This is a genomic window from Corynebacterium qintianiae, assembly GCF_011038645.2.
Taxonomy (GTDB): Bacteria; Actinomycetota; Actinomycetes; order Mycobacteriales; family Mycobacteriaceae; genus Corynebacterium; species Corynebacterium qintianiae.
This window is the reverse complement of the sequence record NZ_CP064955.1, coordinates 1,126,775-1,137,933: the sequence shown is the minus strand read 5'-3', so window position 1 is coordinate 1,137,933 and position 11,159 is coordinate 1,126,775. Positions and strand designations below refer to the sequence as shown.

General features: G+C 63.5%; 9 protein-coding genes. 2 read left to right on the top strand and 7 right to left on the bottom strand.

Annotated elements, in window-relative coordinates:
- Nucleotides 1-8: 8 nt before the first annotated feature.
- The gene (locus tag G7Y29_RS05605; RefSeq protein WP_165004065.1) at nt 9-1,637 is read left to right on the top strand and encodes an ABC-F family ATP-binding cassette domain-containing protein; all 1,629 of its coding nucleotides are present in this window, start codon (nt 9-11) and stop codon (nt 1,635-1,637) included.
- A gap of 103 nt (nt 1,638-1,740) precedes the next feature.
- Here G7Y29_RS05605 and G7Y29_RS05600 read toward each other — a convergent pair whose 3' ends face one another.
- From G7Y29_RS05600 to acnA, 7 genes are all read right to left on the bottom strand, one after another.
- Complete coding sequence (locus G7Y29_RS05600; protein WP_165004067.1) at nt 1,741-2,475, bottom strand: glutamine amidotransferase; 735 nt, start codon at nt 2,473-2,475, stop codon at nt 1,741-1,743.
- Nucleotides 2,476-2,560: 85 nt separating this feature from the next.
- Nucleotides 2,561-4,093, bottom strand: coding sequence for a DUF222 domain-containing protein (locus tag G7Y29_RS05595; RefSeq protein ID WP_165004070.1), 1,533 nt, complete (start codon nt 4,091-4,093; stop codon nt 2,561-2,563).
- Between the two features lie 159 nt (nt 4,094-4,252).
- The gene (locus tag G7Y29_RS05590) at nt 4,253-5,623 is read right to left on the bottom strand and encodes a PFL family protein (protein WP_165004073.1); all 1,371 of its coding nucleotides are present in this window, start codon (nt 5,621-5,623) and stop codon (nt 4,253-4,255) included.
- A 9-nt stretch (nt 5,624-5,632) separates the two neighbouring features.
- Nucleotides 5,633-5,902 carry an ACT domain-containing protein gene (locus G7Y29_RS05585; protein ID WP_165004076.1) on the bottom strand — a complete coding sequence of 90 codons (270 nt, stop codon included), beginning with the start codon at nt 5,900-5,902 and terminating at the stop codon, nt 5,633-5,635.
- Nucleotides 5,903-5,921: 19 nt separating this feature from the next.
- On the bottom strand, nt 5,922-6,662 hold the full coding sequence (locus G7Y29_RS05580; RefSeq protein WP_165004079.1) for a glutamine amidotransferase-related protein: 741 nt from the start codon (nt 6,660-6,662) through the stop codon (nt 5,922-5,924).
- Between the two features lie 24 nt (nt 6,663-6,686).
- Nucleotides 6,687-7,253: a TetR/AcrR family transcriptional regulator gene (locus G7Y29_RS05575; protein WP_165004083.1), complete on the bottom strand. Its 567-nt coding sequence runs from the start codon at nt 7,251-7,253 to the stop codon at nt 6,687-6,689.
- Nucleotides 7,254-7,350: 97 nt separating this feature from the next.
- The gene (acnA, locus tag G7Y29_RS05570) at nt 7,351-10,131 is read right to left on the bottom strand and encodes an aconitate hydratase AcnA (protein WP_213014499.1); all 2,781 of its coding nucleotides are present in this window, start codon (nt 10,129-10,131) and stop codon (nt 7,351-7,353) included.
- Between the two features lie 324 nt (nt 10,132-10,455).
- Here acnA and G7Y29_RS05565 point away from each other — a divergent pair, with 324 nt between their 5' ends.
- Nucleotides 10,456-10,941: an Rv1476 family membrane protein gene (locus G7Y29_RS05565; RefSeq protein WP_165004089.1), complete on the top strand. Its 486-nt coding sequence runs from the start codon at nt 10,456-10,458 to the stop codon at nt 10,939-10,941.
- Nucleotides 10,942-11,159 lie beyond the last annotated feature (218 nt).

The window sequence follows — 11,159 nt, the reverse complement described above, 5'->3', positions numbered from 1 at the left end:
GTCCCGTTGTGATTGTCACTCAAGACCTCGAAGTCCGCGTCGGCGCCCGCACCCTCCTGCATGCCCCAGGGCAGCATTTGCGGGTGCAGCCGGGTGACCGCATCGGCCTAGTGGGCCGCAACGGTGCAGGTAAGACCACCACGATGCGCATTCTCTCGGGGGAGACGGAGCCCTACGGCGGGTCGGTGACGCGCTCCGGTGACATCGGATACCTGCCGCAGGACTCCAAGGAAGGCGACATCGAGCAGACCGCCCGCGACCGTGTCCTCTCCGCGCGCGGCTTGGACGAGATCCGCCGCAGCATGGAGAAGCAGCAGGTACTCATGGAAAGTGAGGACGCGGCCGAGCGCGACAAGGCGATTTCCAGGTACTCCCGACTCGAGGAGCGTTTCTCGGCGCTCGGCGGGTACGAGGCCGACGCGGAGGCGGCCCAGATCTGTGACAACCTGGGCCTGCCCGCCCGCATCCTCGACCAGCCGCTGCACACCCTGTCCGGCGGCCAGCGCCGCCGCGTGGAACTGGCCCAAATCCTGTTCGCGGCGAACAACGGTTCCGGTAAGTCGACCACCACGCTACTTCTTGACGAGCCGACCAACCACCTCGACGCTGACTCCATCTCGTGGCTGCGCGCTTTCCTGTCCAAGCATGAGGGCGGGCTCATCATGATCTCCCACGACGTTGAGCTTCTCAACGACGTCTGCAACAAGGTCTGGTTCCTCGACGCTGTACGCGCCGAGGCCGACGTCTACAACATGGGCTTTTCTAAGTACAAGGACGCACGCGCCCTCGACGAGGCCCGCCGGCGCCGCGAACGCGCCAACGCCGAGAAGAAGGCCTCCGCGCTGCACAAGCAGGCCGCGAAGCTCGGTGCAAAGGCTACGAAGGCCGCCGCCGCGAAGCAGATGCTGGCCCGCGCCGAACGCCTGATGGGATCGCTCGACAGCGTCCGCGTGGCCGACAAGGTCGCCGCCATTTCCTTCCCCGAACCCGCCCCCTGCGGCAAGACCCCGCTGCACGGCAAGGGGCTCACCAAGATGTACGGCTCCCTGGAGGTCTTCGCGGGTGTGGATCTCGCGATTGACAAGGGCTCGCGCGTGGTCGTGCTCGGTACGAACGGCGCCGGCAAGACGACGCTGCTCAAGCTTCTGGCGGGAGTGGAGCGCACCGACGGTGAGGGAGGCTTGGTCACCGGCCACGGGTTGAGGATCGGCTACTTCGCGCAGGAGCACGACACCATCGACGGCTCGAAGTCGGTGTGGGAGAACACCATCAACGCCTGCCCCGACGCGGGCCAGCAGGACCTGCGCGGGTTGCTGGGCGCCTTCATGTTCTCAGGCGATAAGCTCGACCAGCCGGCGGGCACGCTCTCCGGCGGTGAGAAGACCCGCCTCGCGCTGGCCACCCTGGTCTCCTCGCGGGCAAACGTGCTGCTTCTCGACGAACCCACCAACAACCTCGACCCCCAGTCTCGCGAGCAGGTGCTCGACGCCCTGAAGACCTACACGGGGGCCGTCGTTCTGGTCACCCACGATCCGGGCGCGGTCCGCGCGCTTGAGCCGGAGAGGGTTATCATCATGCCGGAGGGTGACGAGGACATGTGGTCGGACGAATACATGGAGATCGTCGAGCTCGCCTAGGACCTGTTACCCTCGGCGGCATCAAACAGCTGCGCGAGGAGACGGGGCTCGGCCTGCGGGCGGCGAAAGACCTCGTCGACCGCATTGCCCCGGGCGGAAGCGTCTAGAAACGCCGGTAGCACCGGGCGAAGTTCTCCATCACCCGGTTGCTGAAGGTGTAGTCGGCCTCCTGCGCGGCTGAGACGATTGTGTTGAATGCCTGCGGGTCGAAGTAATTGAGGTGCGCGTACACGCGGAGGCGGAATTCGAGCGACGCTGCGGTCAACTCCGGGTGGAATTGGGTGGCGTAAACGTTCGCCTTGACCCGGAACATCTGGATCGGGCACGCGTCGCCGGACACCAGCACCGTTGCCGACTCCGGCAGAGTCGAGATGTTCTCTTTGTGTCCGACGATCGATTCGAACCTGTCGGGAAGTCCCTCGAGTACGGGATCGTGCTTGCCTGCGTCGCTCACAGACAGCATCACGGCGCCCGCATCCTCGGCGAACTCGTTACCCAACCGCGCGCCAATCGCGGTGCCCACTGCTCCGATTCCGTAACAGGCGCCCATGAGGGGGAAATCCCTGTCGATGATGTCTGCGACGAGCGTGCCGATCTCGCGTTCCACCCGCAGTTGGAGCTCGGACTTCGCCAGGTCAGTGTTGTTGAAAGGGCTGCCGCCCAGGATCACGCCCGAGTAGTTCGCGAGCTCGACTTCTCCGAGCGGCGCGGATTCGACGCGGCGCTGCTCGATGGCGTCGATGGGAACTTTCATGGTTTCGGAGAAGCTCGCGAGCTCGGCGGCCGCCGCGTCGGCCTCGGGGCGGGTGCTGATGAGGAGGAAGGGGCGCGGCGTCATTTTTCTGAATCTACAGGAGGGCACCCCACGGCACGGTGAAATGTCCCGTCGGGCTCCGCGGCAGCGGAGACTACGGCATCCTAAACTAGAACGGTGGGCCGGGTGATCGGGCCGGCGGAGGGCGCTTATGAACGTCGGGCTCGGACTGCCGACTAGCCGGACGGAGTCGGTGGGCCGGTGATGACTTACCTCGAGCTCGTATCCGGTTGACCGCTGACCGCTCTGCCGCGTCTGCCTGGTTGAAACGGAGCGTAGGCTCACCGGGCAGTTTGAGGCCCACCCGTCCGGTTTTCGGATCGAGCTCCATATGTCGGGTGTTGAACCTGTGGTCGCGGTGGTCATTGTTACATCTGTGGTGCTCGCGGCATAGAGCAGTCAGGTTAGAGATGTCCGTGTTACCTCCCTGAATCCAGGCGACAATGTGGTGCGCCTCGCATTCAGTGATCGGCGCTGTGCATCCAGACCATGCGCACACCCCTTGGACGGCCAACAAGGCCACTCGTTGAGCAATCGATGCGGTGCGGTTTGTGCGCAGCAGATTGAGTGGCACCCCCGTCGCACCGTCGACGGCGAGGACAAAGTCGTCTGTACCGTCCATACCGAGCCGGACGAGGTCGAAGACATCAAGCTCAATGCCGGTGTTTGTTGCGAACAACGTCGCGGCATCGGCGCCCGCGATCTCGTCGAGGGTGACGGAGATGACCACCGACGCGCAGCCGCCGGAGACGGGCCGGTTGCAGGTGTCGAAGTGGCGCAGCACCTTCATCAACTGGTCGTAGTGGCGCTGGGAGGGGGAGCGGTAGTCCTGCATACCGTCGGGCAGGTTCGAGTTGGGCGCCGAGCCCTTATCCAGCAGGGCTTTCAGCAACGCCGCATCCCCGGCCGGGGCTGTGATGGTGATGTCGTGGGTTCCGTCCGCGTTGCGGCGCCCGATTCGCACCCCCCGACGCTCCATACCTGCGTTAGGGTTCGCGGGCTCGGCGTGCTTGCGATTCTCGTCATCGACCCAGCGACGCACTCTCACCCGCAGGTCCTTGAGATCGCGCGACTGCGCGTCACGCAGCGCGGCAGCGAGCAAACGTGGCCGCGCCCCGCGGGCTGCATCGAGCAGCTTGTCCAGCTCATAACGGATCGCGGCTTGCTTCTCGGCGTTAATTTTGTCCGCCTGCTTGCGGGCTCGCTCTTGCTCGCGCCGCGCCCGCTCCCGAGCCACTTCTTCCTCGGTCGCGCGACGCGCTGCCGCTTCGGCCGGGGTCTCTCCCTTCGCCCCGCTGCGTACATCCTCGCCAGTGTCCCCGGGTTCCGGAATCGGAGGTTCCGAGAACAGGTCCCGTCCGCGCGCGATGCGTTCCCGCGCCTCGCGGGGGGACAGCCCCAGACGCTCCTTCAGGTAGGCGTCCGGGTGCTTTGCCCCGACGAAACGGCCGGCGCGGTCGCGCTCACAGATGTGGGCGAAGGCGGCGTCGATAAGCGCCTTGGCGTGTAGCGCACCCTCGAGCTTCTCCATGTCTGCGGCGACATCGTTGAACATGACCGCGGAGGGGTCGGAGAACACGTCCCGTATCGCAAGCAACGCAACCGCAAGCGTGTCGACGTGTTTAGCCAGTTCAGAAGCCATGGCCCCTCCTTTCGAGTGCTCCGTTGTGCGGTTTAGAAGCACTATAGAAAAGAGGTTCGACATCGCAGGTGAGCCGAAGCGCCGACAAAACATCTCTACCAGCCCAAATGCGAAACACCAACTAAAGGTGTATGACGTATTTCACAAAAATCTTCGGGCCTAGTTCCTGAATCCATGCACCGGCGCGGGGATGAACCCGCCACGGAGAATGAATGCGTCGTTGCCCACGGCGTGCACCGGGATCACTGGTGCATAGCCCAGCAACCCGCCGAAGTTGACCTCGTCGCCTGGCCGTGTTCCTGGCACAGGGATGAGGCGCGCGGCGGTCGTCTTGTGGTTCATCACACCGATCGCGGCCTCGTCGGCGATCATGCCCGCGATGAGCTCGGCGGAGGTATCACCCGGGATGGCGACCATGTCGAAGCCCACGGAGCAGATCGACGTCATTGCCTCGAGCTTGTCCATCGTGATGGTACCGGCGCGTACCGCATCGATCATTCCCTGGTCCTCGGAGACGGGAATGAAGGAACCGGAGAGACCGCCGACGCGGGAGCACGCCATCATGCCGCCCTTCTTCACTGCGTCGTTAAGCAGCGCCAGCGCTGCTGTCGTCCCGTGCGTTCCCACCTGCTCAAGGCCCATGTGCTCCAGAATGTGCGCGACGGAGTCGCCGATCTCGGCAGTGGGCGCGAGAGAAAGATCCACGATGCCGAACGGCACGCCCAAGCGTTGCGACGCCATCGTGCCCACGAGCTGGCCCGCACGCGTGATCTTGAACGCCGCCTTCTTAATCTCCTCGGCGACCTCGTTCAACGAGGCGCCCTCCAGGGAACCGATGGCGTGGTCGACCACGCCGGGGCCGGACACGCCCACTGATACCACTGTGTCCGGTTCCTCGATGCCGTGGAAGGCGCCCGCCATGAACGGGTTGTCACCCACGGCGTTGGCGAAGACCACCAGTTTGGCACAGGCGATGGAGGACTCGTCCCGCGTCAGCTCGGCGGCTTCCTTGATCACCCGTCCCATCGCGGCTACGGCGTTCATGTTGATCCCGGCGCGCGACGTTGCGACGTTGACGGACCCGCAGACGCTGCCCGTGACGGACAGGGCCTCGGGGATAGATGAGATGAGGCGCCGGTCGGACTCGGTCGCACCCTTCTCGACAAGGGCTGAGTAACCGCCGACGAAGTTAACGCCGAGTGCTGCGGCCGCGCGGTCCAGGGCTTGCGCGATCTCGACGGGGCTGCCGTCCACACCCGCCGCGACCAGCGAGATGGGGGAGACGGAGATGCGCTTGTTCACGATCGGGATGCCGAGCTCGCGTTCTATCTCTTCGCAAACGGGGACAAGGCGCGCGGCGCGTTCAGTGACACGGTCGTATACCGCCTGTGCGGTCGCCGCCATCGAAGCGCGTGTGCAGCCAATCAGCGAAATTCCCATGGTGACGGTACGGATGTCGAGGCGGTAGTCCTCGATCATGTGGATGACGTCGAGGATGTTCTTGGATTTGAAGTCGAAATCTGTTGCCATGATGGGAACCTAGATCTCGTTCATTGCCGTGAACAGGTCTTCGGACTGGATGCGGATCACTACGCCCAGTTTCTCCCCGACGGTAGCCAGGTGTGCTTTAAGTTCGCCCATGTCTACTCCGCTCTCGGGCAAAGAGACCCGCATAATCATGGTGAAGAAGTCGTCCATGAGCGTCTGAGAAACATCGACGATGTTGAGGTGGCGCTGGGCGGCGGCGTCCGCGACACCCGCGATGATGCCAACTCGGTCCTGGCCTGTTGTGGTGATGATTGCGTGCATAAGGCGCAATCTTAAGGTGTCACCGTTTAACCGTGGGGTTGAGGCTGCAAAAACGCACAAAACGCCTGAGCAGCTCGTTTGCCCATCGCACCTCCACGCTGGGTAGGGAGGCGATGATCGTGTCGTACTCGGTCAGCGGGAAGTAGCCGTAATCGTAGAAGAAGTCCATGCGCGTTTTCATCGCGGCCGCGTCCATTTCGGCGTGGAATTGTGTGGCCCACACCCGGTCGCCGTAACGCACCATCTGCACGGGGCTTGTCGGGCCCGTCGCGAGCACCTCCAGCGAGTCCGGCAGAAACTCAGGGTTCTCCGTGTGCCCAGTTAGCGCGTTGAAGGAGGAGGGGAAGCCCTCGAGCAGCGGGTCCTTCTTCCCGGCTGCAGTGAGCGTGACGACGCTTGGCCCCGACGCTTCCGGAGCCGAAAGTCCCACGGTCCCGCCCAGTTCCGCGACCAGCCAGCTAATGCCGAAGCAGACGAAGAACACGGGCAAACCGCAGCTCAGTAGGGTGGCGAGCTCGGCGTGGATGTGTCTCTGCCACTCGCTGTACTCGGGGGCCGTCACATTCAAGGAACTGCCACCGACGATTACTCCGTCGTAACCGTCGAGCGGGCCGATTTTGACGGAGGTATTATCCAGCACGCGCATCTGGATGTCAGGCTCGCTCAACCGGGACGCCGACAAGACGTCGTCAAGCTCGGCTCGGGCAACCTCGGGCCCAATGTCACCGGTGCGGAGAGAGACGAGGAGAATGCGTGCCATGGCGCACATTCTATACCGCTCTGTCTAGTGCCCTGCCCCCGGGTCCCGCACCGACTGTTCCACGAGGTCGAGAATGCTCTCGAGGCGGCTGGCGGGCTCGCCTGCAGCGAGTTTGATGATCAATCCCTCCATTACCGTGGTCAGGTACTCCTGGATGACGTCGACCGAGACGTCGTCACGCATGGACTCGTTGTCCTCGAGTCGTTGGTGGACCGCCTGATCGAGCACCACCTGATGGTCGCGCCACCGCGCCTCGAACGCGGGGTCCGTACGGAGTTTGCGCACGATCTCTGCCCGGGTGATGAACCAGTCGTTAGATCCCGGGTTGCGGACCAAACGACGCATAACCTCGATGAGGCCGTGCTCGGCCACAACCTCGGCTTGCCGGGCGGCGTCCTCGCTCGCTATCGCGAGAAAGAGCTCTTCCTTATCCTTGAAATGGTGGAAAATCGCGCCCCGGGTCTTGCCGGTGGCCGCCTCTAACCGTGACACCGTCGCCCCCTCGTAACCGTGGCGTGCGAAGCAAACGCGAGCGGACTCGATGATTTCCTGGCGGCGCCGGGACAGTTCATTGTCGCTGACGATGGGCATGAGGGCTCTTTTCGGTGGGAGGGCGAATAGGGAAGAAGGGGTCTCCCGACAATCTGCCGGGGACCCCTCCTTGACTGGCCGAGCTACTTAGACGGTGTTAGCTCTTGACCATCTGGCGCAGCACGTACTGCAGAATTCCGCCGTGGCGGTAGTACTCTGCCTCACCAGGCGTGTCCACGCGGACCTTGGCGTCGAACTCCACGGTCTCACCACCCTCCTTGGTGGCGGTGACGTGGACGGTCTCCGGAATGGCGTCGCCCTCGTTGAATGCGGTGACACCGGAGATGTCGAAGGACTCCGTGCCGTCCAGGCCGAGGGTCTCGTGGGATTCGCCCTCAGGGAACTGGAGCGGGAGAACGCCCATGCCGATGAGGTTGGAACGGTGAATGCGCTCGAAGGACTCGGTGATGACGGCCTTCACGCCGAGGAGGTTGGTTCCCTTGGCCGCCCAGTCACGGGACGAGCCGGTGCCGTACTCCTTGCCAGCGAGAACGACGAGTGGAACACCGGCCTTCTCGTAGTTCTGGGCAGCGTCGTAAATGAACGCCTGCGGTGCACCCTCCTGGGTGAAGTCGCGGGTGTACCCGCCAGCCTCTTCCACCAGCTGGTTGCGCAGGCGGATGTTGGCGAAGGTACCGCGGACCATGACCTCGTGGTTACCGCGACGGGAGCCGAAAGAGTTGTAGTCTTGGCGCTCCACGCCGTGCTCGTCGAGGTAGTTGGCCGCCGGGGTGCCCGGCTTGATGGAGGATGCCGGGGAGATGTGGTCGGTGGTGACCGAATCGCCCAGCTTCGCCAGCACGCGCGCACCGGTGATGTCTTCGACCGCCTCGGGCTCCGTCGGCATCCCGTCAAAGTACGGTGCCTTGCGGATGTAGGTGGAGTCCTCGTTCCAGTCGAAGGTCTTGCCCTGCGGGATGTCCAGACCCTGCCACTGGGCGTCGCCCTTGAACACGTCGGCGTAGTCAGCCTCGTACATCTCGCGGGAGATGGTCTCAGAGATGGTCTCCTCGATCTCCTCAGTCGACGGCCAGACGTCCTTGAGGAAGACGTCGTTGCCGTCCTGATCCTGGCCGAGCGGCTGTGTCTCGAAGTCGAAGTCCATGGAACCGGCGATGGAGTAGGCGATGACCAGCAGCGGGGAAGCGAGGTAATTCATCTTCACGTCCGGAGAGATACGGCCCTCGAAGTTGCGGTTGCCGGAAAGGACGGCGGTCGCAGTGAGGTCGTACTCGTTGATGGCGTCGGAAACCTCGTTCGGCAGCGGGCCGGAGTTGCCGATGCAGGACGCGCAACCGAAGCCTGTGAGGTAGAAGCCGACGGCCTCGAGATCCTTCCACAAGTCAGCGCGGTTGTAGTAACCGTCCACGACCTGGGAGCCCGGAGCCATGATGGTCTTGACCCACGGCTTAGCCTTAAGGCCCTTCTCCGCGGCCTTGCGCGCGAGCAATGCCGCGCCGACCATGACGGACGGGTTCGAGGTGTTGGTGCAGGAGGTGATAGCGGCAATGGCGACCATGCCGTGATCGACGGTGTACTCGCCACCCTGCGGGGACTCGACGACGACCGGCTTGGACGCGCGGCCTTCGGCGCCGACGGCGGCGGACTCTCCGTTGCCCGGCCAGGATTCGTTGTAGGAGACGGTCTCGACCTTCTCGGCGCGCACCGGTTCGAAGGTCTCGTTCCCTGCGTCGTTGTAGTCCGGAAGCTGAGTGCGGAAGGTTTGCTTCGACTCGGAGAGAAGAATGCGGTCCTGCGGGCGCTTCGGGCCGGCGATGGACGGAACCACGGTGGACAGATCCAGCTCGAGGTACTCGGAGTACTCAGCCTCGGGGGCGTCCTGCTCGAGCCACATGCCCTGCGCCTTGGCGTATGCCTCGACGCGCTCGACAGTTTCCTTGTCGCGGCCGGTGAGCTCGAGGTAGTTGATGGTCTCCTCATCAATCGGGAAGATCGCGCAGGTGGAGCCGAACTCGGGAGACATGTTGCCGATGGTGGCGCGGTTTGCCAGCGGGATCTGGCGCACGCCGTTGCCGTAGAATTCGACGAACTTCTGCACCACGCCGTGCTGACGGAGCATCTCAGTGATGGTGAGGACGACGTCGGTCGCGGTTACGCCGACCGGGATCTCACCAGTGAGCTTGAAGCCGACGACGCGGGGGATGAGCATGGAGACCGGCTGGCCGAGCATGGCGGCCTCAGCCTCGATGCCACCGACGCCCCAGCCGAGGATGCCGAGGCCGTTTTCCATGGTGGTGTGGGAGTCGGTGCCGATGCAGGTGTCCGGGTACGCGACGCCCTCGTTGTCGAAGACAACGCGGGAGAGGTACTCGATGTTGACCTGGTGGACGATGCCGGTTCCGGGGGGAACGACGCGGAAGTTAGAGAAGTTCTCGGCACCCCAGCGCAGGAACTGGTAGCGCTCCTCGTTGCGCTGGTACTCGATCTCGACGTTCTTGTCCAACGCGTCGGAGGTGCCGAAAGCCTCGATAATCACGGAGTGGTCGATGACCATCTCGGCCGGATTCAAGGGATTGACCTGGTCGGGGTTGCCACCGAGGGTGGAAACAGCCTCGCGCATGGTGGCGAGGTCCACGACGCAAGGGACGCCGGTGAAGTCCTGCATGAGGACGCGGGCCGGGGTGAACTGAATCTCGATGGAGGGCTCGGCGGCCGGCTCCCAGTTCGCAATGGCGTTGATGTGGTCCGCGGTGACGTTCTTGCCGTCCTCGGTCCGCAGTAGGTTCTCCCCGAGAACCTTGAGGGAGTAGGGAAGCTTCTCCATGCCTTCGACGGCGTCGAGCGCGTAGTAGTCGTAAGACTTACCACCGACCTCGAGCGTCTTCTTGGCGTTGAAGGAGTTCTTGCTTTCAGCCACAGTGAGCTCCGTTTCTCGTCGATTAACCAAATTGGGACGTAGGTGACCCATTGGGTGGTCAGTGCCCATCTTAAGGGGACAGGCGACCGCACGGCGGGAATTCTAACGTAACGGGCGTTATGTTTGTGAGCTCGCGGGTGGCCGAGAAGTCCGACTTCCCCCTATTGCCCCCTAAAAGCGCAGGACAGTGCCCGGGCCCCTTCGTAACGGGTGCGTCCCGCGACACGCCAGTTACCCCTTTTCGGTGGGACCAGCCTTTCGCTGAGATAATGACGGTTAATCCGACAGCCCGCCGAGGGCACCCAACCCCGAGGAGACTGCGACATGATTCCCGCCGACGTCGACATGGATTCGCTGCACGCCCAGTTACTCGACGACGGCATCGCGTTCGGCACGGACAATCCCGTGAATTCCCCGCTCGAGGAGGCGCTGCGAAGCTCCCTCGGTCAGACCGAGACAGCTCCGGTCGACCCAGTAGGGGTCGTCATCCTCGAGACGACACCGACCCAGGTCGCCGACCTCCGCGATATCGCTCAGGATCTGGCGATGTCGACCCCGTACGAAACTGTCATCGTGCGCACACCGCACGCAGCCTCCGCAGTCAGCGACCACCTCAACAGGCACCAGATCGAAACGGCGCAGCGCGCGATGGCCGGGGAGCCGGACTATCCGGCGGGGCTGGAGCTGTTCCTGGACACGGCTCAATCTACGTCTTGGAACTGGGGTCTCGTAGGGATCGCGACGGTGGTGCTCTTGATGCTCGTAGCGGCCGTCAGTGCGACACAGGCGCGGAAGATGTCAAGACGCTAGACTTTACCAGATTGGCCAGGTGCGGGTGTGACGAATGTCACCCCGCATTTTCGCGTGTCGGGTAAACGCTGGCTGAAGCCGGTCACCGTCATGACCCAGAACTTGACGAGTGTGAAAATTGGTAAAGTTTGTGCAACGGATCGATTAAGTGACGTATGGTGTCAATGTCGGCTCGCGAGTCGAGATCAACTTCAATTCTGTCTTCAACATCATCGGCC